General features: G+C 69.7%; 27 protein-coding genes. 18 read left to right on the top strand and 9 right to left on the bottom strand.

Features of this window, described 5'->3' with window-relative positions:
• Window positions 1-35: 35 nt before the first annotated feature.
• Complete coding sequence (locus AB0J97_RS21985; RefSeq protein ID WP_364091403.1) at window positions 36-1,019, bottom strand: bifunctional adenosylcobinamide kinase/adenosylcobinamide-phosphate guanylyltransferase; 984 nt, start codon at window positions 1,017-1,019, stop codon at window positions 36-38.
• Between the two features lie 204 nt (window positions 1,020-1,223).
• On the opposite strand from AB0J97_RS21985, the gene AB0J97_RS21980 reads away from it, so the two are divergent.
• Window positions 1,224-1,430, top strand: a complete 207-nt coding sequence (locus AB0J97_RS21980; protein ID WP_357700684.1) for a hypothetical protein — start codon at window positions 1,224-1,226, stop codon at window positions 1,428-1,430.
• Window positions 1,431-1,491: 61 nt separating this feature from the next.
• On the opposite strand, the gene AB0J97_RS21975 is transcribed toward AB0J97_RS21980, so the two are convergent.
• The gene (locus AB0J97_RS21975; protein ID WP_364091400.1) at window positions 1,492-2,490 is read right to left on the bottom strand and encodes an aldo/keto reductase family protein; all 999 of its coding nucleotides are present in this window, start codon (window positions 2,488-2,490) and stop codon (window positions 1,492-1,494) included.
• A 56-nt stretch (window positions 2,491-2,546) separates the two neighbouring features.
• On the opposite strand from AB0J97_RS21975, the gene AB0J97_RS21970 reads away from it, so the two are divergent.
• On the top strand, window positions 2,547-3,485 hold the full coding sequence (locus AB0J97_RS21970; protein ID WP_364091397.1) for a hypothetical protein: 939 nt from the start codon (window positions 2,547-2,549) through the stop codon (window positions 3,483-3,485).
• A gap of 110 nt (window positions 3,486-3,595) precedes the next feature.
• On the opposite strand, the gene AB0J97_RS21965 is transcribed toward AB0J97_RS21970, so the two are convergent.
• Window positions 3,596-4,180, bottom strand: a complete 585-nt coding sequence (locus tag AB0J97_RS21965; RefSeq protein ID WP_357700678.1) for a DUF3043 domain-containing protein — start codon at window positions 4,178-4,180, stop codon at window positions 3,596-3,598.
• A gap of 151 nt (window positions 4,181-4,331) precedes the next feature.
• On the opposite strand from AB0J97_RS21965, the gene AB0J97_RS21960 reads away from it, so the two are divergent.
• From AB0J97_RS21960 to AB0J97_RS21935, 6 genes are all read left to right on the top strand, one after another.
• Complete coding sequence (locus AB0J97_RS21960; protein ID WP_357700676.1) at window positions 4,332-5,135, top strand: PspA/IM30 family protein; 804 nt, start codon at window positions 4,332-4,334, stop codon at window positions 5,133-5,135.
• Window positions 5,132-5,410 (top strand): hypothetical protein, encoded by a 279-nt coding sequence (locus tag AB0J97_RS21955; protein ID WP_357700674.1) that lies wholly within the window; start codon window positions 5,132-5,134, stop codon window positions 5,408-5,410. The genes AB0J97_RS21960 and AB0J97_RS21955 overlap by 4 nt, the downstream gene beginning before the upstream one ends.
• Window positions 5,411-5,415: 5 nt before the next feature.
• A complete protein-coding gene (gene htpX, locus AB0J97_RS21950; protein ID WP_357700672.1) occupies window positions 5,416-6,315 on the top strand; it encodes a zinc metalloprotease HtpX in 900 nt (299 codons plus the stop codon).
• A 6-nt stretch (window positions 6,316-6,321) separates the two neighbouring features.
• Complete coding sequence (locus AB0J97_RS21945; protein ID WP_357700670.1) at window positions 6,322-6,879, top strand: hypothetical protein; 558 nt, start codon at window positions 6,322-6,324, stop codon at window positions 6,877-6,879.
• Window positions 6,880-6,904: 25 nt separating this feature from the next.
• Entirely contained in the window at window positions 6,905-8,248 is a 1,344-nt protein-coding gene (locus AB0J97_RS21940) for an alpha/beta fold hydrolase (RefSeq protein ID WP_357700668.1), read from the top strand.
• Between the two features lie 66 nt (window positions 8,249-8,314).
• On the top strand, window positions 8,315-8,917 hold the full coding sequence (locus tag AB0J97_RS21935) for an SIMPL domain-containing protein (protein ID WP_364091393.1): 603 nt from the start codon (window positions 8,315-8,317) through the stop codon (window positions 8,915-8,917).
• A gap of 81 nt (window positions 8,918-8,998) precedes the next feature.
• On the opposite strand, the gene nadA is transcribed toward AB0J97_RS21935, so the two are convergent.
• On the bottom strand, window positions 8,999-10,156 hold the full coding sequence (gene nadA / locus AB0J97_RS21930; RefSeq protein ID WP_364091391.1) for a quinolinate synthase NadA: 1,158 nt from the start codon (window positions 10,154-10,156) through the stop codon (window positions 8,999-9,001).
• 157 nt (window positions 10,157-10,313) lie between these two features.
• On the opposite strand from nadA, the gene erpA reads away from it, so the two are divergent.
• Both erpA and AB0J97_RS21920 read left to right on the top strand, forming a co-directional pair.
• Entirely contained in the window at window positions 10,314-10,667 is a 354-nt protein-coding gene (erpA, locus tag AB0J97_RS21925; RefSeq protein ID WP_125630793.1) for an iron-sulfur cluster insertion protein ErpA, read from the top strand.
• Window positions 10,668-10,775: 108 nt separating this feature from the next.
• Window positions 10,776-11,762 carry a carbohydrate kinase family protein gene (locus AB0J97_RS21920; RefSeq protein ID WP_357700662.1) on the top strand — a complete coding sequence of 329 codons (987 nt, stop codon included), beginning with the start codon at window positions 10,776-10,778 and terminating at the stop codon, window positions 11,760-11,762.
• 53 nt (window positions 11,763-11,815) lie between these two features.
• On the opposite strand, the gene AB0J97_RS21915 is transcribed toward AB0J97_RS21920, so the two are convergent.
• The 3 genes from AB0J97_RS21915 to AB0J97_RS21905 are packed head-to-tail and all read right to left on the bottom strand — an operon-like array spanning window position 11,816 to window position 13,682.
• The gene (locus AB0J97_RS21915) at window positions 11,816-12,244 is read right to left on the bottom strand and encodes a CBS domain-containing protein (RefSeq protein WP_364091388.1); all 429 of its coding nucleotides are present in this window, start codon (window positions 12,242-12,244) and stop codon (window positions 11,816-11,818) included.
• Between the two features lie 53 nt (window positions 12,245-12,297).
• The gene (locus AB0J97_RS21910; RefSeq protein WP_352353344.1) at window positions 12,298-12,543 is read right to left on the bottom strand and encodes a sulfurtransferase TusA family protein; all 246 of its coding nucleotides are present in this window, start codon (window positions 12,541-12,543) and stop codon (window positions 12,298-12,300) included.
• The gene (locus tag AB0J97_RS21905) at window positions 12,540-13,682 is read right to left on the bottom strand and encodes an aminotransferase class V-fold PLP-dependent enzyme (protein WP_364091386.1); all 1,143 of its coding nucleotides are present in this window, start codon (window positions 13,680-13,682) and stop codon (window positions 12,540-12,542) included. The genes AB0J97_RS21910 and AB0J97_RS21905 overlap by 4 nt, the downstream gene beginning before the upstream one ends.
• Window positions 13,683-13,823: 141 nt before the next feature.
• On the opposite strand from AB0J97_RS21905, the gene AB0J97_RS21900 reads away from it, so the two are divergent.
• From AB0J97_RS21900 to AB0J97_RS21885, 4 genes are all read left to right on the top strand, one after another.
• Window positions 13,824-14,657, top strand: coding sequence for a cytochrome c oxidase subunit II (locus AB0J97_RS21900; protein ID WP_364091384.1), 834 nt, complete (start codon window positions 13,824-13,826; stop codon window positions 14,655-14,657).
• A complete protein-coding gene (ctaD, locus tag AB0J97_RS21895) occupies window positions 14,654-16,315 on the top strand; it encodes a cytochrome c oxidase subunit I (RefSeq protein WP_364091382.1) in 1,662 nt (553 codons plus the stop codon). The genes AB0J97_RS21900 and ctaD overlap by 4 nt, the downstream gene beginning before the upstream one ends.
• A complete protein-coding gene (locus AB0J97_RS21890; RefSeq protein ID WP_352353336.1) occupies window positions 16,315-16,728 on the top strand; it encodes a cytochrome c oxidase subunit 4 in 414 nt (137 codons plus the stop codon). Before ctaD ends, AB0J97_RS21890 begins: the two co-directional genes overlap by 1 nt.
• A 178-nt stretch (window positions 16,729-16,906) precedes the next feature.
• Window positions 16,907-18,076 carry an Ig-like domain-containing protein gene (locus AB0J97_RS21885; protein ID WP_357700651.1) on the top strand — a complete coding sequence of 390 codons (1,170 nt, stop codon included), beginning with the start codon at window positions 16,907-16,909 and terminating at the stop codon, window positions 18,074-18,076.
• Window positions 18,077-18,185: 109 nt separating this feature from the next.
• Here AB0J97_RS21885 and trpD read toward each other — a convergent pair whose 3' ends face one another.
• Both trpD and AB0J97_RS21875 read right to left on the bottom strand, forming a co-directional pair.
• Entirely contained in the window at window positions 18,186-19,232 is a 1,047-nt protein-coding gene (gene trpD, locus AB0J97_RS21880; protein WP_357700648.1) for an anthranilate phosphoribosyltransferase, read from the bottom strand.
• A 6-nt stretch (window positions 19,233-19,238) separates the two neighbouring features.
• Window positions 19,239-19,637 carry a hypothetical protein gene (locus AB0J97_RS21875; protein WP_364091499.1) on the bottom strand — a complete coding sequence of 133 codons (399 nt, stop codon included), beginning with the start codon at window positions 19,635-19,637 and terminating at the stop codon, window positions 19,239-19,241.
• Between the two features lie 207 nt (window positions 19,638-19,844).
• Between AB0J97_RS21875 and AB0J97_RS21870 the strand changes: the two genes are divergently transcribed.
• Genes AB0J97_RS21870 through AB0J97_RS21855 form a run of 4 tightly spaced genes read left to right on the top strand, consistent with a single transcriptional unit; the run spans window position 19,845 to window position 24,077 of the window.
• Window positions 19,845-20,495, top strand: a complete 651-nt coding sequence (locus AB0J97_RS21870; RefSeq protein ID WP_357700646.1) for a heme-copper oxidase subunit III — start codon at window positions 19,845-19,847, stop codon at window positions 20,493-20,495.
• Window positions 20,496-20,509: 14 nt separating this feature from the next.
• On the top strand, window positions 20,510-21,319 hold the full coding sequence (locus AB0J97_RS21865; protein WP_357700645.1) for a c-type cytochrome: 810 nt from the start codon (window positions 20,510-20,512) through the stop codon (window positions 21,317-21,319).
• Window positions 21,316-22,431 (top strand): Rieske 2Fe-2S domain-containing protein, encoded by a 1,116-nt coding sequence (locus tag AB0J97_RS21860; protein ID WP_364091378.1) that lies wholly within the window; start codon window positions 21,316-21,318, stop codon window positions 22,429-22,431. Before AB0J97_RS21865 ends, AB0J97_RS21860 begins: the two co-directional genes overlap by 4 nt.
• Entirely contained in the window at window positions 22,428-24,077 is a 1,650-nt protein-coding gene (locus tag AB0J97_RS21855; RefSeq protein ID WP_364091376.1) for a ubiquinol-cytochrome c reductase cytochrome b subunit, read from the top strand. Before AB0J97_RS21860 ends, AB0J97_RS21855 begins: the two co-directional genes overlap by 4 nt.
• Window positions 24,078-24,133 lie beyond the last annotated feature (56 nt).

The following is a 24,133-nucleotide window of genomic DNA, read 5'->3' as shown; positions in this document are numbered from 1 at the left end:
CTTCTTCCTGAGGTCGTGGACTCCCGCTCGCGGGGTCAGAGCTCCAGGGGGCGTCCGGCGACCACCAGGGCGACGTACTCGGACTCGGCGGCGAGCCGTTCGTTGAGCCTGCCGAGCGCGTCCCTGAAGGCCCGTCCGGCGGACGTGGCGGGCACCACGCCCATCCCCACCTCGTCCGAGACCGCCACGAGCGGCACCGGCGTGCCCCGCCACGCCGCGACGAGCTCCGCGCAGCGCCGCTCGACCGGCGCGCGGTCGCCGTCCCATGCCCCGTGCTCGTCGAACACCGCCGCCAGCCACGTGCCCAGCCCGTCGATCAGCAAGGGCGTGCTCGCCGCGCCGATGACACCCGCCAGGTCCGTGGTCTCGACCGTGTCCCAGTGCGCGGGCCGCCGTTCCTTGTGCGCCCGCACCCGCGCCGCCCACTCGCCGTCCGCCGCGCCGTCGCCGCCGGTGGCGACGTAGGTGACGTACGGCTCGGCCGCCAGCCGCAGCTCCGCCTCGGCCGACTTGCCCGACCTGGACCCGCCGAGCAGCAACGCCCGGCGCGGCGGCGTCCCGCGTACCGTCCGGCCGCTCTCCAGGACCGTCCCGTCCGGCACGGCCACCGCCCCCCACAGCCGCAGCCGCCTGGCCAGCTCCTCCTCCGACCTGATCCGGTGGTCCAGCCACGCGGCCACCACCGTGGTGCGGTCGTCGGCCAGCCCGGCCCGGCGCAGCTCGCCGAGCCGCTGCGGGCGGTCGAGCAGGTCGAGCACGACGACGTCGTACCGCGCGGGACCGTCGGCGGGGGGCTCGCGGCCCGGCGGCAGGCACAGGACGGCCTCGGCCCCGGCCCCCGCCAGCCCGAGCCCGTCGCCGAACGCGCCGTCGCCGGTGAAGGGGAAACGGGCCACGTCGTCCACGACCAGGTCGAAGGGGCGGCGACCGTGGCGGGGGAGCCGGGCGCAGGAGGCGCACGCGCACCCGTCCGCGGGCCATCCCGCCTCACCCGCGGTCCCGGAGAGAAGAAGCTTCACCGCCCAGAGGCTACGCGCCCGGACAAGAACCGCCCGCCAGGCCGCACACGACGACGAGCCGGATGGCCACCCCCAGGACGACCCCGCCGGCCCCGCCGCGACACGGCACGCGCGCGGCCTCGATGGACTTCCTAGCTCGGGAGTAGGGTTCCAGTGCCGTCGGAGGGAAAGCGCCGGCGAACCCGCGGAGAAGGAGCGTATGGCATGACATGGCGGTGGCGTTATGAAGATGCAAATGGTGGTGAGGTGACGGACCGCCCTTTGCCGCGAGAGATTTTTCCGAGTCAGGCCGATGCGGAGTCCTGGCTCGGGGAGAACTGGCGCGACCTGCTCGAATCCGGAGTCGAGCAGGTCGCGCTGCTCGACGAGGACCGCGTCGAATACACCGGGATGTCATTGCGTCCGGAGTGATCCGGGAAAAGGAAGAACCCCTTGAGCGCATCGCGGCTCAAGGGGTTCTCGTCACCTCGGGTCAAGGACGGGTGGCCGGGCTCACCGTCTTGGCCGGGTCGCGCTCCACGACCGTGCCGAGCACGTCGTCGATGCGCTTGAGCACCTCGACCTCCAGCTTGACGCCGGCCGCCTTGACGTTGTCGCGCACCTGCTCGGGGCGGGTGGCGCCGACGATGGCGCTGGAGACGTTCGGGTTCTGCAGCACCCAGGCGACGGCCAGCTGGGCCATGGTCAGGCCGAGGTCGTCGGCGATCGGCTTGAGCTCCTGCACGCGGGTGAGCACGTCGTCGTTCAGGTAACGCGCGATCATGGCGCTGCCGCTCGCGTCGGTCGCCCGCGAGCCCTGCGGCGGCTGCTGGCCGGGCAGGTACTTGCCGGTGAGCACGCCCTGCGCGATCGGCGACCAGACGATCTGGCCGACGCCCTCACGCTCGCTCAGCGGCACGACCTCCGACTCGATGACCCGCCACAACATCGAGTACTGGGGCTGGTTCGACACGATCCGGTCGAAGCCCATCTCGTCGGCGATCTTCAGCGCCCGGCCGATCTGCTCGGCCGTCCACTCGCTGACGCCGACGTAGAGCACCTTGCCCTGCCGTACGAGGTCGTCGAACGTCTTGAGCGTCTCCTCAAGGGGCGTCTCGTTGTCGAAGCGGTGGGCCTGGTACAGGTCGACGTAGTCGGTCTGGAGGCGGCGCAGCGAGGCGTTGATCGACTCGGTGATGTGCTTGCGGGACAGCCCGCGGTCGTTCTTGCCGGGGCCGGTGGGCCAGTAGACCTTGGTGAAGATCTCCAGCGACTCCCTGCGGACGCCCTTGAGCGCCCGGCCGAGCACCTCCTCGGCTTTCGTCCCCGCGTAGACGTCCGCGGTGTCGAAGGTGGTGATGCCCTCGTCGAGCGCCGCCTGCACGCACAGCTTGGCGGCGTCCTCCTCGACCTGGGAGCCGTGGGTGAGCCAGTTGCCGTAGCTGATCTCGCTGACCAGGAGACCGCTGCGGCCGAGGTGTCGGAATTCCATACGTTCGACCTTAGAGCGTCACATGAGCCGATTCGTTTCGGGATAGGGTGCGCGACGTGCTCAAGCTCGTCCGCCAGGCTCTCACCGCGGCCGTCCTGATCGCCCTCGCGGTGCGGTTGCGCCGCCGTGCCCGTCTGCCGCGGGCCGAGCCGCCGCCGTCCGTCCCCGCGCCGGCACGGCGGGCCCGAGGTGCGGGAACGGTCCTGTCGTGGCTGGTCATCGCGGTCGTCGTGGCCCTGACGCTGGGGTTCGCCCTGATGGGTACGTCGGTGCAGCGCGGCGCCCCGGCCCTCGTGCGCGCCGTCGCCGAGCAGCAGGAGCCGCTCCCGGTCCACACCGGGAACGCGACGCCCGTGGAGCCTCCGGCCGACCCTGTGGCGACCGGCGAGCCGACTCCGGCCGCGTCCGCCGCCCAGGCCCCCAACTGCGCGCCCCGGCGCCGCCCGATCGACCCCCGCAGGGTCGCGCCCGACGTCAAGCGGGCCGTGGACGGCCAGTGGCGGCGCATCGAACGCTGGCTCAGGCGCAACGCCCCCCGCACCTACCGCACGCTCGGCGGCCCGGTCAGGGCGCGCACGATCGCCGTGGCCGAGTCGCAGATGGGCGTGGACTTCCCGGACGCCCTGCGCGCCTCCCTGCTGCGTCACAACGGCGCGCGCGGGGCCGGCGTGCTGGGCTTCCGCTCCGGGGCGCGCCAGCAGCTCACCGTCCGCGGCATCAGGGACGCCTGGCGCGAGATGTGCGCCCGCCGGCCGGCCGGCACCTGGGACGGCCTGCTGATCCCGTTCCTGTCCTACACCGCCTCCGACGGCACTACGGCGTACGCCACCGTCAGCTCCGCCGACGGGACGGTGTCCGGGGCCACGAGCAGGCGGCTGCGGTCGTCGTACACGCTGCTGCGGACCGTCGCCGACGCCCTCGAACGCGGCGGGACGATCGACGGCCGCCGCCCGGTCGTCACCCGCGGCCACCTGCGCTGGAAACCGGCACGCTGAAGGCGGGCCGGAAAGTGGTGAGGAGGAAGCACGAGTGCCCACCACCGGACGGTGATGGGCACGCGGGCGTCGCCGATAGGCCATTTTCCCGAAAAATCGGGAAAACAGGGCTACTTCTTGGGCGGTGCGGGCTTGCCGCCCGGAAGCACCGTGGGCGGCGGGAACCGCAGCTTGCGGATCTGCAAAGCCCGCATCGCCGCGTAGAAGCCGACGCCCTTGACGCTCTCGTTGGGAAGCTTGGCCGCGACCTCCTTCTTCACCTTCCACGCCACGTAGACGGAGGTGAACAGGACGCCGACCATCATGATCGGCCAGCCGACCGCGATCACGATGTTGAGCACCTGCGCGCGGACCTCGATCGGCCACGGCACCCAGGTCGCCAGCAGGATCAGTAGCGAGAACGGCAGGAAGTACTGGCTCGGCAGGCGCCGCGAGTCGACCCAGTCGCGCGCGAACTTGCGCGCCGGACCCTTGTCGCGAACGGGGAGAAAACGCTCGTCACCTGCGAGCATGCCCTTGCGGGCCCGGTCGCGCTCGGCGGCCTGCTTGGTCCGCATCTGCCGATAGGCCTCCTTGCGGTCCTTCGGCGCGGAGACCGGCTGGCGTCGTCTGCCCTCGGCATCCCGGCGCTTGGGTGTGGGACGACCTTTACCCTGGGGCTTAGGATCGTCAACGGGGACGGGGGTGTCGTCCACGGAGGTTTGGGATCGGCGTCGCAACACACGTCAACCCTACCTGGACTGCAACTTAGTGACGCCCCCGTGCGTTATGCGTAGGGTAATCCCAAGGCGGCTGCGCTGCATTGGGTGAACACCAGCACGACCTAGAAGGGGACGGCCGACGCGCATGAGCGTGATGAAGAGACTTTCGATGATCTTCAAGTCCAAGGCCAACAAGGCCCTGGACAAGATGGAGGATCCGCGCGAGACGCTTGACTACTCCTATCAGCGGCAGCTCGAGTTGCTGCAGAAGGTGCGTCGAGGGGTGGCCGACGTGGCCACCTCGCGCAAGCGGGTAGAACTGCAGATCAACGGCCTGGAGGCCCAGGCCAGGCGCTACGAGGACCAGGGCCGCAAGGCGCTGTCCGTCGGGCGCGAGGACCTCGCGCGTGAGGCCCTGCAGCGGCGGTCCAATCTGCAGGGGCAGATGGCCGACCTCAAGGTCCAGCACGACAACCTGCAGGCCGAGGAGGAGAAGCTGACCACGGCTTCCCAGCGGCTGCAGGCCAAGGTCGACTCCTTCCGCACGAAGAAGGAGACGATCAAGGCGACCTACACCGCCGCCGAGGCCCAGACGCGCATCAACGAGGCGTTCTCCGGCATCTCGGAGGAGATGGGCGACGTCGGCCTGGCGATCCAGCGCGCCGAGGACAAGACGGCGCAGATGCAGGCCCGCGCGGGCGCGATCGACGAGCTGCTGGCCAGCGGCGCGCTCGACGACTTCAGCGGCACCCGCGGCGACGACATCCAGGCCGAGCTCGACCGCATGGGCGGCGGCATGGACGTCGAGCTGGAGCTGGCCCGGATGAAGTCCGAGCTGGGCCAGGGCCCGGCGCCCAAGAGCGCCATCGAGCAGGGGCAGCCCCAGCAGCAGGCCCAGCCGCAGCAGGGTCACACCCAGCAGCTGCGTCAGCCCGGGGAGAACGCATGATCGTCAGAATCATGGGCGAGGGCCAGGTCGAGATCTCGCCGGACGACATCACGGTGCTCAACGAGCTCGACAGCGAGCTTGAGGCCGCCATCGAGACCGGTGACGAGAAGGCCTTCCGCGTCAAGCTGCACGCGTTGCTCGACAAGGTGCGCCATGTGGGCAAGGCGCTTCCCGACGACAGCCTTGAGCCGTCAGAGCTGATCCTTCCCCCCGCGGACGCCTCGATCGAGGAGGTCCGGGAGATGCTGGGCGACCAAGGCCTCATTCCGGGCTGATCCCCGTGGGCACGCGGTTCGCGTCCGACAGCGGCCTGACCCGCCGCATGGTCGTGACGATGTTCCTGCTGGGGCTGCTGTACGTGGTGTTCGTCGGGGTGCTGATCGCCCTCGGCGTGCGCGCCCTGACCGTGCTGGTGCTCGCCGGGGGGCTGCTGCTGGTGCAGTACTTCCTGTCCGACCGCATCGCCCTGTTCGCGATGCACGGACGGGAGGTCTCCCCACAGGAGGCCCCCGAGCTCCACGGCCTGATCGACCGGCTGTGCGCGCTGGCCGACATGCCCAAGCCACGGGTGGCGATCGCCGACTCCGACGTCCCCAACGCCTTCGCCACCGGCCGCAACCAGAAGCGGGCCGTCGTCTGCGTGACGACGGGCATCCTGCGCCGCCTGGAGCCGCAGGAGCTCGAAGGCGTCCTGGCCCACGAGCTGTCGCACGTCGCCCACCGCGACGTCGCCGTCATGACGATCGCCTCGTTCCTGGGCATCGTCGCGGGCCTCATGACGAGGTTCGCCCTGTACGCCGGCTTCGGCGGGCGGCGGGACAACGGCCAGGGCGGCATACCGGTCGGGCTGATCATCATGCTCGTCTCGATCGTCGTGTACGCCGTCAGCTTCCTGCTCACCAGAGCCCTGTCGCGCTATCGCGAGCTGGCCGCCGACCGGGCCGGAGCCCTGCTCACGCAGCGTCCATCGGCCCTGGCCAGCGCGTTGACCAAGGTCACCGGCGACATGGCGCGCATCCCGACGACCGACCTGCGCGAGGCGGCGCCGTTCAACGCCTTCTACTTCGCCCCGGCTCTGGCCAGGGGGGAGACGCTGGCGAACCTGTTCTCGACGCACCCGCCGCTGGAACGCCGGCTGGAACTCCTCGCGTCCATCTCCAAGCAGCTCGGAAGGGGCTGAGGCCGCATGGGCTGGCTCGACTCGCTGCTGGGCCGGTCCAAGCCGGTCAAGCCCAACCTCGACGCGCTGTTCGCGCTGCCGTCCGCGGCCGTGACGCTCCAGGCCGCGACCGGTCTCGTCCCCACCGGTCTCGGCTCGGTGTCGTTCAGGGCCGCGGAGGGCGGCGCGTTCGCCACGCTGGAGAGCGACGTCAAGGCGCTGCTCGGCGGGCGCGTCGAGGAGTCCGACGACGGCTACGGCTACACCTGGCTGCTGGTCCGCCGCACGCCGGACGCCGTCGGCGACCTGGTCACCGAGCTGCACGCGGTCAACTCCTCGCTGGAGTCGGCCGGGTTCGGGCCCTCGTTGCTGTGCTCGCTGGTGTCGTTCGCCGATCCCGGCGGGAAGCGGCTGGCGGTTGTGTACCTGTACAAGCGCGGCACGTTCTACCCGTTCGCGCCGCTGCCCGGGAACAGGCGTGACAACGCCCTCGAACTGCAGGTCCGAGGGGCTCTGGAGGGCGAGCTGCCACTGGAGGCCGACCTCAGCCGATGGTTCCCGGTATGGGGTGCTCCGGGCCTTTGACCACGGCTGGTGATGTAATCATCACGTGGAGCGAAGGTTGTTCATCGCCGCGGCATCGGCGCTCATCGTGGCGGCCGTGCTGTACAGCGCGTGGATCACCGGCCAGTTCACCACGCCCGCCGTGGACAGGACCGACGGTTACGTCAGCGAGCTGGCCGCCCGCGACCAGCCCTGGACGCGCCTGTTCCGGGTCAGCGACGTGCTGTCCGGGCTGGCCTGCCTGGCGGCCGTGGCGACGCTGCCGAGGGTGGCGCGCGAGTGGGCGGGCTGGCTCGCGCTGGCCGCGTTCGGGCTGCTGACGGTCGTCTCCGGCCTGATCCCGCTCGACTGCGCCGTGCTCAGCGACCCCACCTGCGTCGGCGACGGGATCGCCCACCGGCTCCACATGGTGGCCGGCGCGCTGGCCATGACGGCCGTGCTGACCGCCATGGCGCTGCTGTCGGCGCGCTGGCGCTCATGGGTGTCGTGGCTGTTCACCGGCCTGAGCGCGGGGGCCACCGGGCTCATGCTGGTGGCCCTGGCCGCCGGGCGGCTCGCCGGCGTCGCGCACCGGATCCAGCTCACGATGATCGCCGTCTGGGTGGTGTACGTGGCGCTCAGGCTGCTCGTCCACGACGGCGAGGAGGCCCACTGCGGCCCCCCGCACGTCGTCGACCAGGGCGCGGGCCCCGGCGTGCTCATCACGGCGGGCCTCGGCGGCGCCTGGTTCCACTGGGACGCCGTGGCCGCCGGGCTGGCCGCCTGCCACCGGGTCGTGCGCTTCGACCGGCCGGGGCTCGGGCTCAGCCCGCCGGCGACCGACCGGCCCACCCTGTACGCCGAGGTGGCCCGGCTGGCCGCGCTGGCCCCCTCGCACCCGTCCCAGGTCACCCTGGTGGCGCACGGCCTGTCCTGCTGGCACGCCGAGGCCTTCGCCCGGCTGCACCCGTTGTGCGTGGCCAAGCTCGTCCTGGTGGACCCGAGCCCGCCGCCCGGACGCCGGCCGCTCGCGCTCGCCGCCGTCCTGGGCGCGTGGCTGCCCGCGCTGGGCGGCACGTGGGGCGCGAACGTGCTGGCCCGGCTGGCCGGACCGCCGGCGCACCGCCTGGTCACGGGCACGGGCGACCCGTTCGGCGTGTACCGCATGGGCAAGGTGCCCGCGGCGGTGGCGGGGGAGTGGCTGGCCCGCCGCGACATGGCCGCCGACCTCCGCAGCATCAGGGCCGGTCACCCTTTTCCCGACATCCCGGTCACCGTACTCGGCGCCGGCGCCCGGGACGCCCGCCAGGAGCGCCTGGCGGGCTACCTCGACGCCAAGCTCGTCCTGCTGCCCGGCTCGGGGCGCCGGATCGAGCTGGACGATCCAGGGTCGATCGTGGACGCCGTGTGACACGGCCGTAGGCGGGGGCAGGACACGCCCGTAGGATCGAGGCGAACCCAGTCGAGGGGGGCAGGCGTGGACATCTCCGTCGTCGGTGAGGGCAGCGTGCAGGCCGCGCCCGACGTCCTGCGGTTGCTGGCGGGCGTCGAGGTGCGCAGGTCGTCGGCGTCCGAGGCGTTCACAGCGGTCAGGGCCGCCGCGGCCCGGCTGGCCGACGCGCTGGCCGGGGCCGGGATCGCGGCCCACGACGTGCGCACGGTCGAGCTCTCACTCGGCCCCGAGTACGAGGTCTACCCGAAGGTCTCCGCCTACCGGGCGGCCCAGGGCGTCGAGGTGGTCGTCAGGGACCTGTCGCGGGCCGACGCCGTCATCGACACGGTCGCCGGCGTGGGCGAGGAGGCCCGGCTCAACGGCGTGACCTTCGAGCTGTCCGACCCGGCGGCCGTCCTCGGCGAGGCCAGGACCGGCGCCTTCAGGGACGCCGCGGCCAAGGCCGCCCAGTACGCCGAGCTGGCCGGACGCCCGCTCGGGCCGGTCGTGTCGATCTCCGAGGAGGTCCGGGGAGGCGGCCCCCAGCCGCTGTTCGCGATGGCCGCGGCGGCCGACGCCGGCTCCTCGGTCAGCCCGGGCCGCCAGACCCTGACGGTGAACGTCCGCGTCGGCTACGACTTCGCCTGACGGCGGCATGAGCACGCCGGCCCGCGGCGAGGGCGGGCGCTCCTCGCCACGGGCCGGGTCCCTCCCCGCAAGGGGAGGGCGTTACGGGAGGGCCAGCATGCGGTCCAGGGCGACCCTGGCCCAGTGGGCGGTGTCCTCGTCCACCGTGATCCGGTTGACGACGTCGCCCAGGACGAGCGACTCCAGGGCCCACACCAGGTGCGGCAGGTCGATCCGGTTCATGGTGGAGCAGTAGCAGACCGTGCGGTCCAGGAACGAGACGTTCTTGTCGGGGAACATGGTGGCCAGCCGCTTGACCAGGTTCAGCTCGGTGCCGATGGCCCAGCTCGAACCGGCGGGAGCGGCCTGGAGGGTCTTGATGATGTGCTCGGTCGAGCCCACGTGGTCGGCCTTGAGCACCACCTCGTGCCGGCACTCGGGGTGGACGAGCACGTTCACGCCGGGGATGCGCGCGCGCACGTCGTCGACGGACTCGGCCGTGAAGCGGCCGTGCACCGAGCAGTGGCCCTTCCACAGGATCATCCGCGCCCGGTCGAGCTGCTCGCGGGTCAGCCCGCCGCCGGGGCGGTGGGGGTTCCAGACCACGCAGTCCTCCAGCGACATGCCCATCTCCAGGACCGCCGTGTTGCGCCCGAGGTGCTGGTCGGGCAGGAACAGCACCTTGCGGCCCTGCTCGAACGCCCAGTCGAGGGCCCTCTTGGCGTTGGAGGAGGTGCACACCACGCCGCCGTTGCGCCCGCAGAACGCCTTGATGTCGGCGCTGGAGTTCATGTACGTGACGGGGACCACCTCGCCGGCCAGACCGGCGTCCTCAAGCGCCTCCCAGCACTCCTCCACCTGGTCGAACGTGGCCATGTCGGCCATGGAGCACCCGGCGGCGAGGTCGGGCAGCACCACCTTCTGGGCGTCGCCGGTCAGGATGTCGGCGGACTCGGCCATGAAGTGCACGCCGCAGAAGACGATGAACTCCGCCTCGGGCCGCGCGGCGGCCTGCTGGGCGAGCTTGAAGGAGTCGCCCGTCACGTCGGCGAACTGGATGACCTCGTCGCGCTGGTAGTGGTGGCCCAGCACGAACAGGCGGTCGCCCAGCGCCTCCTTGGCCTTGCGGGCGCGCTCGACCAGGTCAGGGTCGGACGCGGGCGGCAGCTCGCCGGGACACTCGACGCCCTTCTCGCTGTGCGGATCGGCGCCCTGCCCGAGGACGAAGAGCGGCAGACCGGTCTGGGTGGCCATCGCCATACCCCCTTATCGTCGTTTTGACGATACTCACTATGACACACGGACGAATGTGGTTATTCCGGGGGTAGGGGACCCGGGAATGTGTGGCATGGGCGAGGTGTTGGTAGCGTCATCAGTAGGACGTCGGAATCAGACAGCCGGGTTAGGGAGTCAGCAGATGACGGTTGAGAGCAGCGAGACCACGACGCAGGGCCTGATCCTGACTGACGCGGCCGCCGCGAAGGTCAAGAGCCTGCTGGAGCAGCAGGGCGAGGAGGGTCTGCAGCTGAGGGTCGCCGTGCAGCCGGGTGGTTGCTCCGGCCTGCGCTACCAGCTCTTCTTCGACGACCGTTCCATGGACGGTGACGTGGTGACGGACTTCGGCGGCGTCAGTGTGGTCACCGACCGCATGAGCGCCCCGTACCTGCTGGGCGCCAGCATCGACTTCGTCGACACGATCGAGAAGCAGGGCTTCACCATCGACAACCCCAACGCCACCGGCTCCTGTGCCTGTGGCGACTCGTTCAACTAAGGGGTCACGGCTTCGGTCCGTGGGGTCCCGCCCGCCTTTGTGCGAGCGGGACCTTCGCGTATTCTCGGGGGGCTCATTGGCCTGCTGACAACGAGGAAGAAGAATCCCGTGCGCATCGCCGTAACCGGCTCCATCGCGACTGACCACCTGATGACGTTCCCAGGAAGCTTCGGCGACCAGCTCATCGCCGAGCAACTCGACCGGGTGTCGCTCTCGTTCCTGGTCGACGACCTTCAGATCCGTCGTGGCGGTTGCGCGGCCAACATCGCCTTCGGCATGGGCTGCCTCGGCCTCAAGCCGATCCTGGTGGGCGCCGTCGGCAACGACTTCGCCGACTACCGCTCCTGGCTGGAGCGCCACGGCGTCGACTGCGAGTCCGTGCACATCTCCGAGACGCAGCACACCGCGCGTTTCCTGTGCACCACCGACGAGCACCACAACCAGATCGCCTCCTTCTACACCGGGGCGATGGCCGAGGCGCGGCTGATCGAGCTGCAGCCGGTCGCCACCCGGCTCGGCGGGCTCGACCTGGTGCTGATCAGCCCCAACGACCCCGACGCGATGCTGCGGCACACCGACGAGTGCCGCCAGCGCGGCATCCCCTTCGCCGCCGACATCTCCCAGCAGCTCGCCCGCATGGCGGACGAGCAGATCAGGCAGCTCGTCGACGGCGCCGCCTACCTGTTCTCCAACGACTACGAGAAGGGGCTCATCGAGCAGAAGACCGGCTGGTCCGACGAGGAGATCCTCGACCGGGTCGGCGTCCGGATCACCACGCTCGGCCCCAAGGGCGCGGTCATCGACCGCAAGGGCGAGCCCTCCATCCAGGTCGCCCCGGCCCCCGAGCGGGGCAAGGCCGACCCCACGGGCGTCGGCGACGCCTTCCGCGCCGGCTTCCTGTCCGGCCTGGCCTGGGGCCTGCCGCTGGAGCGCTGCGGCCAGATCGGCAACCTCACGGCCACGCACGTGCTGGAGCGCGTCGGCGGCCAGGAGTACGAGCTGGGGCAGAAGGTCTTCCTGGAGCGCTTCTCGGCCGCCTACGGCGCCGAGGCCGCGGCCGAGATCGCCGACCACGTGCGCTGCTACCACCCCTGACAGCCGTACGCCCCGCCCGCCGTACGGCGTGGCGGGGCGATCCCGCGCCGGCGTCAGCGGCTGGCGTACACCCGGTGCACGAACTCGGCGAGCTGGTCGTCGGGCAGGCAGCGGGCGAGGTCGGCCTCGCTGATCATGCCGACGATGCGGTCGCCCTCCAGCACGGGCAGCCGTTTGATCTGGTTCTCCTCCATGCGCGTCAGCGCCTCCTGCACGGTGGCGTCCGCCGGGACCCAGACCAGGCCGGTCGCCAGCTCGCCCGCCGTCACCTGCGCCGGGTCGTGACCGGCCGCGACGCACTTGATCACGATGTCGCGGTCGGTGATGATGCCCGTCACCCGGTCGTCGGGTCCGCACACGGGCAGCGCGCCCACGTTGCTGTGGCGCATCATCTGCGCCGCCCGGTCGAGCGTCTCGTGCGCGGCGATGCACTCCGCGCCCGTGCTCATCACGTCGCGGGCGGTCTCGTTCGCCTTGGCCATGTCTCCCCCGAATGGTCGAAGTGCCCTCAGGGGAGGGCCCTACCCACAAACCATCAGTAGTTGCGCATCACGTGGATGGCCCAGCCGCCCTCGGGCAGCTCGTACGAGGCCACATGGCGGTGGGACTTCAGCCGGCACCACGCCGGCACGTCGGTGTAGGCCGCCGGATCGTCGGCCAGCACCGCCACCACGGCGTTGAGCGGCACGTGGTTGATCTGCTCGGCGAGCATGATGATCGGGATCGGGCACTTCTTCCCGAGCGCGTCGATCGTCAATGACGGCTGAGTTACCTCGGTCATGCGACTCCTGCGTCGTGCCGGATGCGGCGTACCAGCTCGGGCAGCACGGCCAGGAACCGGTCGACCTCGGCGGCGGACGTGCCCCTGGGCAGCGACACCCGGACGTTCCCGTGCGTCAGCACGCCCATCGCTTCGAGGACGTGCGATGGACGAAGCGTACTAGCGGTGCACGAGCTTCCGGACGATACGGCGAATCCGGCCTTGTCCAGCTCGGTGAGCAGCGCCTCGCCGTCGACATAGAGGCAGGAGAAGGTCACGATGTGGGGCGCCCGGCCGACCGGGTCGCCGATCACCTCGACGTCCGGCACGATCTTCGGGACGGTCTCCCTGATCCTGGCGACGAGCGTGGACAGCCGCGCCTGCTCCTGGGCCGCCTCGGCGCTCATCGCCCGCAGCGCCGCCGCCGCGGCCACGATGCCCGGCACGTTCTCGAACCCCGGCACCCGCCGCCGCTCCCGCTCGTCCTCGGGCAGGAACGAGCGGAAACGGGTGCCCTTGCGCACCGCCAGCACGCCCACCCCGGCCGGACCGCCCCACTTGTGGGCGCTCGCGGTCAGCACCGACCAGCCGGGCGGGATCGGCATGCGGCCCGCGGTCTGGGCCGCGTCGACCAGCAGCGGCACCCCGTGGGCCCGGCACGCGGCGGCGGCCTCGGCGACCGGCTGCACCGTGCCGACCTCGTGGTTGGCCGTCTGCAGGCAGGCCAGCGCGGTGCCGGGAGCCGCGACCGCCCGCGCGAACGCGTCGAGGTCGACCCGGCCCTCGAGATTCACGCCCACGGTCTCGACCGTGCCGCCGTCGCGTTCGTGCACGCCGGCCGCGTGCAGCACGCTGGAGTGCTCGACCGCACCCGTGACCAGATGACGCCCGACCCTGCGCCTGCCGTGTAGGGTGCCGAGCACGCCGAGATGCGCGGCCTGCGTGCCGGACGAGGTGAACGACACCTCGTCGGGGCGCGCGCCGAGCGCCTCGGCCACCTCCGTGCGGGCCTGCTCCAGCAGCAGGTGAGCGCGGCGGGCCTGGGTGTACAGTCTCGCGGGGTCGGCCCAGCCGACGTCGATCGCCGCCAGCAGCGCCTCGCGTGCCTGAGGGTGCAGCGGCTCGCTCGAGGCCGCGTCGAAATACGCCACGAGACACATCGTCCCACTTGCGGCGCCATCGAGGGGTCGCGCGGTAGGGCGGGACACCTGCACGCTAATGTGTCTGCAATCAGCTGTGCATTTGGAATACGAGCACCCAAGGGAAAGACTCTTGGGCTTCATCTGTGGGGTAGGCGATCCGTGAGTCCGACTCGCCGTACGACGCGGCGTTCGTTGGCCCGGCGCAGGGTGCCGCGCGCCGCCGCTTTGGCGTTGCTGCTGGCCACTGCTACGGCGTGTGCTAATGACGTTCCCAAGTTCGACTGGTCCAACGGCCTGCTGCCCGAGGGCGTGACCGAGCAGGCCAAGGTCGTTCAGCATCTGTGGAACGGGGCCTGGATCGCCGCACTCGCCACGGGCGTCGTCGTCATCGTCCTGATCGTCTGGGCCGCGATCTTCCACCGCAAGCGCAAGGGGAAGGCCGAGCTGCCGCCCCAGGTGCGCTACAACCTGCCGATCGAGATCCTCTACACGGTGGTCCCGCTCGTCATGGTGTCGGTGTTCTTCTTCTTCACCGCCCGCGACAGCAAGGTCCTCACGGACGTCGCAGGCGACGCGCCCGTCAAGGTCAAGGTCGAGGCGTACCAGTGGAGCTGGCGCTTCACCACGACCTACAACGGCAAGACGTTGCAGCCCGTGCCCGGCATGCCGGTGAGCGACTACCGCAACGGCCCCGAGCTGATCCTGCCGACCAACACCAAGGTCGAGTTCGACCTGTCGACCGATGACGTGATCCACTCGTTCTGGGTGCCCGAGTTCCTGTTCAAGCGGGACATCATCCCCGGCATCCCGGAGGGCAACCCCGGGCGCAAGTTCGAGATCAAGACCCTCGGCGACGACCGCGCGGGCATCTACGCCGGCCGGTGCGCCGAGCTGTGCGGTGTCGACCACAGCCGGATGTTGTTCAAGGTGAAGCTCGTCAAGCAGGCTGAGTTCGACAAGTACATCGCGACCCAGGCTGGAAGTGCCCAGTGACCGCCATCCAAGAACCGCTTCGCGCACCGGTCCGGCCCGTCACCAAGGGCCAGATCATCGCCAAGTGGCTGTCCTCGACTGATCACAAGATCATCGGACACCTGTACCTGATCACGTCGTTCGCCTTCTTCCTGATCGGCGGCGTCATGGCGCTGATCATGAGGGCCGAGCTGGCGCAGCCCGGGCTGCAGATCACCAGCAACGAGCAGTTCAACCAGCTGTTCACCATGCACGGCACGATCATGCTGCTGATGTTCGCGACGCCGCTGTTCGCCGGCTTCGCCAACGAGCTGATGCCGCTCCAGATCGGCGCCCCCGACGTGGCCTTCCCGCGTCTGAACATGGTCAGCTACTGGCTCTACCTGTTCGGCAGCATCATCGCCGTGTCCGGCTTCCTCACGCCGGGCGGCGCGGCCTCCTTCGGCTGGTTCGCCTACACGCCGCTGTCGAACGCGATCCACTCGCCCGGCATCGGCGGCGACCTGTGGATCATGGGCCTGGCCCTGTCGGGCCTCGGCACGATCCTCGGCTCGGTGAACTTCATCACCACGATCATCTGCATGCGCGCCCCCGGCATGACCATGTTCCGCATGCCGATCTTCACCTGGAACGTCCTGCTGACCAGCATGCTCGTGCTGATGGCCTTCCCCGTGCTGGCCGCCGCGCTGCTGGCCCTGGAGGCCGACCGGAAGCTGGGCACGCACATCTTCGACCCGGCCAACGGCGGGCCTATCCTGTGGCAGCACCTGTTCTGGTTCTTCGGCCATCCCGAGGTCTACATCATCGCGCTGCCCTTCTTCGGCATCGTGACCGAGGTCCTGCCGGTCTTCAGCCGTAAGCCGATCTTCGGCTACATCGGCCTGGTCGGCGCCACCATCGCGATCGCCGGTCTGTCCATCACGGTCTGGGCGCACCACATGTTCCCGACCGGGCAGGTCCTGCTGCCGTTCTTCTCGTTCATGACGTTCCTCATCGCGGTGCCGACGGGCGTGAAGTTCTTCAACTGGATCGGCACGATGTGGCGGGGTCACCTGTCGTTCGAGTCGCCGATGTTGTTCTCGGTCGGCTTCCTGATCACGTTCCTGCTCGGCGGCCTGACCGGCGTCATCCTGGCCTCGCCGCCGCTCGACTTCCAGATCAGCGACACCTACTTCGTCGTCGCCCACTTCCACTACGTGGTCTTCGGCACGGTCGTGTTCGCCATGTTCGCCGGCTTCTACTTCTGGTGGCCCAAGTTCACCGGCAAGATGCTCGACGACAAGCTGGGCAAGGTGCACTTCTGGTTGCTGTTCATCGGCTTCCACACCACCTTCCTCGTCCAGCACTGGCTGGGCATGATCGGCTTCCCGCGGCGTTACGCCGACTACAGCGCGGCCGACGGCTTCACCGACCTGAACATGATCTCGTCGGTCGGCGCGTTCATCCTGGGCGCCTCGACGCTGCCGTTCTTCTACAACGTCTGGAAGACCTGGCGTTCGGCGCCCAAGGTCACCGTCGACGACCCCTGGGGCTACGGCGGCTCGCTCGAATGGGCGACCTCCTGCCCGCCGCCGCGGCACAACTTCACCTCGCTGCCGCGGATCCGGTCCGAGCGCCCGGCGTTCGACCTGCACTACCCGCACATGTCCGCCAAGTCCGCCCAGGAGGTGGAGGCCTGATGAAGGTCCAGGGTTGGCTGTTCCTGCTGTGCGGCCTGTTCTTCGCCGGTGTCGACGTCGGCTACTGGTTCTGGACGAAGGCCGCGACCGGTCACGGTGAGCCCGTCGGCACCACCGCCATGGCGATCTCGGTCGGCTTCGCCTTCATGGTGGGCTACTACCTGATGTTCACCGCGCGGCGCATCGGTGCCCAGCCGGAGGACGACAAGCAGGCCGACATCAGCGACGGCGCGGGCGAGATCGGCTTCTTCAGCCCGAGCAGCTGGTGGCCGCTGTTCCTGTGCCTGGCGGCGGCCTTCGCCTTCGCCGGGTTCGTGATCGGGTTCTGGATGTTCCTGATCGGCGTGTTCCTGATCATCATGGCCATGATCGGGTTCGTGTTCCAGTACTACCGGGGCAACTTCTCGCACTGAGAAACCCCTAGCACCTCGAAGCGGGCGTCTCTCCCATAGGGGAGGACGCCCGCTTTTTCGTGTTCTTTACCAGGTGGCGGATGTCGTGAATAGATCACTCAGGGTAATAAGGGAGGAGAAGGTTGGATCTTGGGCGAGGGGGGCACTCGTGAGGCGCTTGGCGAACGGATCGGCAGGCTTGTTGGCCTTGGCCCTGCTCACGGCGTGCTCGCTGAGCGGCGAGGCCAACGAGACGAAGGAACTGGCCGCCGTCGCGCGGCAGCCGGCGGTGGCGATCACGCCGCAGGACAAGGCCGTGAACGTGGCCACCGACCAGGCCGTGGTGGTCTCCGCCCACGGCGGCACGATCAAGAGCGTCCGGGTGGACGGCGGCAAGGCCGGGCGGCTCAAGGGCGTCCTGAGCGGCGATGGCACCCGCTGGCGCAGCACGGCCACCGCCCGGCCCAGCGCCGGCTACACGGTCACCGTCGTCAGCGTGGACGCCTCGGGCAAGCAGAGCGAGACCTCCAGCACGTTCACCACGGTCAAGGGCGACAAGACGTTCGACATCCAGACGGTCACCCCCAACAGGGACGACACCGGGCTGACGGTCGGCATCGGCATGCCCGTCATGATCGCCTTCGACAAGCCCGTGAGCGACCGGGTGGCCGTCGAGCGCAACCTCACCATCCGCAGCTCCAAGCCGGTGGAGGGGGCCTGGCACTGGTTCGACGACAGCCACGTGGACTTCCGGCCGGAGGACTACTGGCCGGCGTACACGAAGGTCCGCCTGGAGGCGAAGCTGGCCGGGGTGCGCGGCGGCCCGGGCCTGTACGGCAAGCGCGACGTCACCCTCGACTTCAAGATCGGCCGTGCCCAGATCACCAAGGGCACCACCGACGAGCACGTGCTGACGGTCCGTCGCGACGGCAAGCGCATCCGCACCATGCCGATGAGCGCCGGACAGGGCGGCCAGTGGAAGTACTACACCACCTCGGGCGTGCACCTGGCGATGTCGAGGGAGCCGGTGACCGTCATGACCTCGCCCGGCATCGGCCCGGGCCAGTCCGGCTACTACCAGCTCACCGTCTACAACACCGTGCGCATCTCCAACAGCGGCGAGTACGTGCACAGCGCGCCCTGGTCGGTCGGCTCGCAGGGCAACTCCAACGTCAGCCACGGCTGCGTGAACGTCAGCCCGGAGGACGCGGCCTGGTTCATCAAGAACACCCTGATCGGGGACCCGATCATCATCACGGGGTCGCCGCGGAAGCTGGAGCCCACCAACGGGTGGGGACACTGGCAGGAGAACTGGAAGGAATGGCTCAAGTGGAGCACGCTCAAGGACGGCCCGAGCATCACCTTCTGACCGGGTGACCGCCGCACGGCCCTGAGCAGGCCGTGAAGGCGCTGCCAGGGCTTTCGTGCACCACGGTACCGCCAGAAGACGTGAGCGCGCCTCAGGGGCGCGCTCACGGTCACGACGGGCGGTAGGAGCTGCTGACCTCGACCCAGCGGCGCAGCGTGTCGGAGGCCAGGCCGGAGTCGACGGCCTGCCTGGCGCGCTCGTAGCCCTTGAGCATCGCCGAGTCGAGGTCGTCGCCGGCGCCGTCGTGGGCGACCAGTGCGGCGGCGGCGTTGAGCAGGACGGCGTCGCGCACCGGCCCCTGCTTGCCGCCCAGCAGGTCGTGCACGGCCTGGGCGTTGAACTGCACGTCGCCACCGCGCAGCGCGCCCGCGTCGGCCCTGGGGATGCCCAGCACCGCGGGGTCGAACCTGGCCTCGGTGGCCGTGCCGTCGCGGACCACCCACACCGTGGAGGTGCCGGTGATGGTCAGCTCGTCGAGCCCGTCGTCGCCGCGGAACACCAGCGCCGACACGCCGCGCTCGGCGAAGACCCCGGCGATGACGGGCAGCATCCGGGCGTCGTAGACGCCGATGGCCTGGGCGCTGGGCCGGGCCGGGTTGGTCAGCGGGCCCAGGAAGTTGAAGACCGTCGGGACGCCGATCTCCTTGCGCGCCGGCCCGGCGAAGCGCAGCGCCGGGTGGTAGACGGGGGCGAAGCAGAAGGCGATGCCCGCCTCGCGCGCCACCCGCGCGGTCTGCTCCGGCGTCAGGTCGAGCCTGATGCCCATGTGCTCCAGGACGTCGGCGGCGCCGCACAGGGAGGACGCCGACCGGTTGCCGTGCTTGACGACCCGGGCGCCGGCCGCGGCGGCCACGATGGCGGCCATCGTGGAGACGTTGACGGTGTGGGCGCGGTCGCCGCCCGTGCCCACGACGTCGAGGACGGGCCCCTCGACCGTCAGCGGGGTGGAGAACTCCAGCATCGTCCGGGCCAGACCCACCACCTCGGCCACCGTCTCGCCCTTGGCGCGCAGGGCCAGCGCGAAGCCCGCGATCTGGGCGGAGGTGGCATTGCCTGAGAAGATCTCCCGCATCGCCCAGGCCGCTTCGTCGGCCGTCAGATGCTCGCCGGAAAGGAGCGCGGAGAACAGGGCGGGCCAGGTCGTCCGGGAGTCCATGAGCACCTACTTCGCGTTGAGTCGGGTGGCGGAACGGCGGCGCATCAGGTCGGCCACGGTGTCGGCCAGGACCATGGGCTCGATGGGCTGCGGCACGACGGCGTCGGCCTTGGACCAGTCGGCCAGCCAGCGGTCGTCGCGCCTGGCGATGATCAGGCAGACGGGCGGGCAGTCGTAGACCTCGTCCTTGGCCTGACGGGAGACGCCCATGCCGCCGGCGGGCTGGGTCTCGCCGTCGAGGACCGCCACGTCGATCTCGCCGGAGCCGAGCCACTGGTGGACCTTGGGCTCGGTGGCGCACTCGATGATCTCGACGAGGGGCACATCGGCCGCCGGCCGCCGGCCGATCGCCTGGCGGACCTCGGCCCGGGTGGTGGCGTCGTCGCTGTAGACGAGGACCCTCATCGTGTCGTCGGTGCTCCCAGAGGACGTCACTTTCGCGCTCACTATCGCTCGAAGCTGTATGGTCACCTGGATCGTACCGTTGCGTCGGGATGCAATCCCAGGCCACCGGGTCTGACAGGCGTTTTGTCCCAATTATCCCAGGTTGATGGCCGGTTTGTTCCTCCTAACGGGGGGTCGTTGGCCGGACCGAACACCGGAGCCGCAATAATGCTGCCCGTGGCGACAGCATCCGCAATAACTTCGACGACGACAGCACAGTCGTACCGACGGCCGAACCTGGTCAGTGTCGGGACGATCGTCTGGCTGTCCTCTGAGCTCATGTTCTTCGCGGCGCTGTTCGCGATGTACTTCACCATCCGGTCGGTGAGCGAGGGGAAGGGCATCGAGTGGGGCCCTGCCTTCCTTCCTGCAGGCATTGAGGCAGAAGGCGCTCACCTGAACATCCCGTTCGCGACGGTCAACACGATCATCCTGGTCCTGTCGAGTGTGACGTGCCAGCTTGGCGTGTGGGCCGCGGAGAAGGGGCAGGTCGGCAAGCTCCGCTTCTGGTACTTCGTCAGCTTCCTGATGGGCGCGGTCTTCGTCGCCGGTCAGCTGTACGAGTACGGCGAGCTGGCGTCAGAGGGCGCGACCCTGTCCGCTAACGCCTACACCTCGGTGTTCTACCTGACGACGGGCTTCCACGGCCTGCACGTGACCGGTGGCCTGATCGCGTTCCTGTTCATGCTGGGACGCACGTACGCCGCGAAGCGCTTTACGCATGAGCAGGCCACCAGCGCGATCGTCGTGTCCTACTACTGGCACTTCGTAGACGTCGTCTGGATCGGTCTTTTCGCGACCATCTACATCATTCGTTAAGGAACGGGATCTCTGTGACTAGGATCACCGCTTGGCGGCGGCATCCCCTCGCGAGATACGCCGTCCTGATTTTGGCGTTGGCGCTGGTCGGGATGGTATACGCCGCCTTTGTCCAGGCGGGCAAGCCTGCGGACGCGGCGCTGGCGGCAGGCAAGGTCGACGACGTGGCCGAGGGCAAAAGCCTGTTCGTGGCCCACTGCTCAAGCTGCCACGGCATGAACGCGGAGGGCACCAACACCGCCCCCACGCTCGTCGGCGTCGGCGCCGCGGCGGTCGACTTCCAGATGAGCACCGGCCGCATGCCCGCCGCCAACCCCGGCCCGCAGGCGCCCCGCAAGCGTCCGGCGCCGTGGGTCAACGAGGAGTCGACCCGGCAGATCGCCGCCTACGTGCAGTCGCTGGGTGGCGGCCCGCAGGTGCCGGGCAAGGAGCAGGTCGACCCGAAGCTCGGCGACGCCGGCAAGGGCGGCGAGCTGTTCCGGGCCAACTGCATCCAGTGCCACAACTGGGCGGGCGCCGGCGGTGCCCTGACGCAGGGCAAGTACGCGCCCAACCTGAACGAGTCGTCGCCGACGCAGATCTACGAGGCGATGGTCACCGGCCCGCAGGCGATGCCGGTCTTCAACGATTCGACGATCACGCCTGAAGAGAAGCGCAGCATGATCGCGTACATCACCCAGGTCCGTGAGCAGAAGGACCCCGGAGGGTTCGGCCTCGGGCGCATCGGCCCGGTCACCGAAGGTCTCGTAGCGTTCGTGGCGGGCATCGCCGCGCTCGCCCTCGCCGCCATCTGGATCACCGCGAAGAAGCGACAGAAGTCATGACAGACAACGAGCACGAGATCGAGCAGCCGGACGAACGCGTGCCCAAGCGCGTCATCGGCACTCCCGCGGCCGGCACGTCGATGCTGGGCGCCGCTGAGACCGAAGAGGTCGCGGACCGCGACGTCCCGGGCGTGACGCTGCAGGACGAGACCAAGGCCGGCAAGGCCGAGAAGATCGTGGCGCTCTGCTTCGCGATCACGTTCCTGGCCGGGATCGCCTTCCTCATCTCCTACGTGGTGTTCCAGGTGGGCAGCCCGGAGGCGACGGGCGTCTCCAACCTCGCCCTCGGCGGCACGCTGACCCTCGCCGTCCTCGGCCTCGCGGTCGGCATCGTGGTCTGGGTCCGCCAGATCATGCCGAAGTACGCGCTGGTCCAGGAGCGCCACTCGATGGCCTCGGACGAGGACGACCGCGAGGTCGTCTCCGAGACGTTCCTGCAGGGCGCCAACGAGAGCGGGTTCGTCAAGCGCAAGCTGATGCGCCGCACGCTGCTGCTGGCCGCCGCGCCGCTCGGCCTGGTGCCGCTGGTGCTGCTGCGCGACCTCGACAACTCCAAGATGCCCGCGGCGAAGTTCAACAAGCTGCTGCGCCACACCGTCTGGGGTGAGAAGACCAAGGAGGGCAAGCCGCTGCGCCTGGTCGTCGAGGGCACCGGCCAGCCGATCCGCGCGGCCGACTTCAACTCGCCCGGCGGCATCCTGTCCGTGGTGCCCGAGGGCTACCAGCACGACCTCAACGCGCTCGCCAAGGCCACGCTGATCCTGATCAAGTTCCGTCCGGAGGAGCTCAAGAGCGGCGTCAGGCAGAACTGGACGCACGACGGCATCGTCGCCTACTCCAAGATCTGCACGCACGTCGGCTGCCCGGCGGCGCTCTACGAGCAGACCACCCACCACATCCTGTGCCCGTGCCACCAGTCGACGTTCGACGCGGCCGACGGCGCGAAGGTCATCTTCGGTCCGGCCGCCAGGCCGCTGCCCCAGCTGCCCATCACGGTCGACGGCGAGGGCTATCTGATCGCCAAGGGTGACTTCGACGTACCCGTCGGTCCCAGCTACTGGGAACGCGGCGACGCCGAGGCCGAGGCCAGGGAGAAGGGAGGCCAGGCATGAGCGACATGAACGCCGTACCGAAGGCCATCGCCGGGCCGTCGAACTTCCTCGACGAGCGTCTGGGCGGGGCCAACTTCCTCAAGCGCAACCTGCGCAAGATCTTCCCCGACCACTGGTCGTTCCTGCTGGGTGAGATCGCGCTCTACTCGTTCATCATCCTGCTGCTGACCGGTACGTTCCTGACGCTGTGGTTCAAGCCGAGCATGGGCGAGGTCGCCTATGACGGCTCGTACGCGCCGCTCAAGGGCGTCATGATGTCGGAGGCCTACGCGTCGTCGCTGGAGATCAGCTTCGACGTCCGGGGTGGTCTGCTGATGAGGCAGATGCACCACTGGGCGGCCCTCCTCTTCGTGGCCGGCATGACGGTCCACATGCTGCGGGTGTTCTTCACCGGCGCCTACCGCAAGCCGCGCGAGCTCAACTGGATCATCGGCGTGCTGCTGCTGACCCTGGCGCTGGCCGAGGGCCTGACCGGCTACTCCCTCCCCGACGACCTGCTCTCCGGCGCCGGTCTGCGGATCACCGAGGGTGTGGCGATCTCGCTGCCGCTGGTGGGCACGTACATCACGTTCTTCCTGTTCGGCGGGGAGTATCCGGGCGGCGACGTCGTATCCCGGTTCTACTCGCTGCACATCCTGCTCATCCCGGGCATCCTGCTGGCGCTGGTCTCGGCTCACATGGTGCTCATGTGGGTGCAGAAGCACACGCAGATGCCGGGCAAGGGGCGTACCAACAAGAACGTGGTGGGCGCGCCGTTCTACCCGGCCTTCATGGCCAAGGCGGGCGCCTACTTCCTGTTCACGCTCGCCGTGGTGTCGGGCCTGGCGACGTTCGCGCAGATCAACCCGATCTGGCTGTTCGGGCCGTACACACCGGCGGACGTGTCCGCCGGTTCGCAGCCCGACTGGTACATGGGCTTCCTCGAAGGCTCGCTGCGGCTCATGCCGCCGTGGGAGTGGAACCTGTTCGGCACGGCCCACGCGGGCACCCTGCCGCTGAGCGTGATCATCCCGGCGCTGGTGCCGATGGGCATCATCATGACCGGTCTCGCGCTCTACCCGTTCATCGAACGGTGGGTGACCGGCGACCACCGCGAGCACCACGTCGCCGACCGTCCGCGCAACAACCCCCACCGCACCTCGATCGGCATCTCGGCGATGACGTTCTACGGTGTGCTGTGGCTGCTCGGCGCCAACGACGAGATCTCGGCCAACTTCCACGTCAGCCTCAACTGGACGACGTACATCGGCCGGGTGCTGGTCTTCGTCGCGCCGGCGCTGGCCTACCTGATCACCTACCGCATGTGCCTCGGCCTGCAGCGCAGCGACGCCGCGGTCATCGGGCACGGTGTGGAGTCGGGTGTCATCAAGCGGCTGCCGCACGGTGAGTTCATCGAGGTGCACACGCCGCCGTCCGACGACATCGAGGCCCACCTGCGGGGCAAGGAGGCGGTGCCGGCCCTGCCCGTGGACGAGGACGCCTCCGGCATCCCGCCCAAGGGCATGCGCGGCCCGCTCGGCAGGCTTCGCGGCAAGATGTCCCAGGCGTACGGCGGGGAGAAGATCCCGCTCGACGACGGGCACCACGAGGAGCACGGCGAGCACGCCGCCATCGGTTCCGGCGACGACCGGAGCCTCACCCACTAGGGGTGTACGTGCATGATCGGCCCGGACGGGATGACCCGTCCGGGCCGTTTCGCGTT

The organism is Nonomuraea sp. NPDC049607 (assembly GCF_040675375.1).
GTDB lineage: Bacteria > Actinomycetota > Actinomycetes > Streptosporangiales > Streptosporangiaceae > Nonomuraea.
The sequence above is the reverse complement of the archived record's forward strand: the minus strand, read 5'-3'. Positions and strand labels throughout refer to the sequence as shown.

What these genes read in the sequence shown, in the direction of transcription:
- AB0J97_RS21875 (WP_364091499.1), bottom strand. Translation starts at nt 19,637, where the DNA reads ATGAGGGTCCTCGTCTACAGCGACGACGCCACCACCCGGGCCGAGGTC.
- AB0J97_RS21945 (WP_357700670.1), top strand. Translation starts at nt 6,322, where the DNA reads ATGGGCTGGCTCGACTCGCTGCTGGGCCGGTCCAAGCCGGTCAAGCCC.
- AB0J97_RS21975 (WP_364091400.1), bottom strand. Translation starts at nt 2,490, where the DNA reads ATGGAATTCCGACACCTCGGCCGCAGCGGTCTCCTGGTCAGCGAGATC.
- erpA (WP_125630793.1), top strand. Translation starts at nt 10,314, where the DNA reads ATGACGGTTGAGAGCAGCGAGACCACGACGCAGGGCCTGATCCTGACT.
- AB0J97_RS21980 (WP_357700684.1), top strand. Translation starts at nt 1,224, where the DNA reads ATGACATGGCGGTGGCGTTATGAAGATGCAAATGGTGGTGAGGTGACG.
- AB0J97_RS21855 (WP_364091376.1), top strand. Translation starts at nt 22,428, where the DNA reads ATGAGCGACATGAACGCCGTACCGAAGGCCATCGCCGGGCCGTCGAAC.
- AB0J97_RS21905 (WP_364091386.1), bottom strand. Translation starts at nt 13,682, where the DNA reads ATGTGTCTCGTGGCGTATTTCGACGCGGCCTCGAGCGAGCCGCTGCAC.
- AB0J97_RS21960 (WP_357700676.1), top strand. Translation starts at nt 4,332, where the DNA reads ATGAGCGTGATGAAGAGACTTTCGATGATCTTCAAGTCCAAGGCCAAC.
- AB0J97_RS21860 (WP_364091378.1), top strand. Translation starts at nt 21,316, where the DNA reads ATGACAGACAACGAGCACGAGATCGAGCAGCCGGACGAACGCGTGCCC.
- nadA (WP_364091391.1), bottom strand. Translation starts at nt 10,156, where the DNA reads ATGGCGATGGCCACCCAGACCGGTCTGCCGCTCTTCGTCCTCGGGCAG.
- AB0J97_RS21870 (WP_357700646.1), top strand. Translation starts at nt 19,845, where the DNA reads ATGCTGCCCGTGGCGACAGCATCCGCAATAACTTCGACGACGACAGCA.
- AB0J97_RS21915 (WP_364091388.1), bottom strand. Translation starts at nt 12,244, where the DNA reads ATGGCCAAGGCGAACGAGACCGCCCGCGACGTGATGAGCACGGGCGCG.
- AB0J97_RS21955 (WP_357700674.1), top strand. Translation starts at nt 5,132, where the DNA reads ATGATCGTCAGAATCATGGGCGAGGGCCAGGTCGAGATCTCGCCGGAC.
- AB0J97_RS21910 (WP_352353344.1), bottom strand. Translation starts at nt 12,543, where the DNA reads ATGACCGAGGTAACTCAGCCGTCATTGACGATCGACGCGCTCGGGAAG.
- trpD (WP_357700648.1), bottom strand. Translation starts at nt 19,232, where the DNA reads ATGGACTCCCGGACGACCTGGCCCGCCCTGTTCTCCGCGCTCCTTTCC.
- AB0J97_RS21890 (WP_352353336.1), top strand. Translation starts at nt 16,315, where the DNA reads ATGAAGGTCCAGGGTTGGCTGTTCCTGCTGTGCGGCCTGTTCTTCGCC.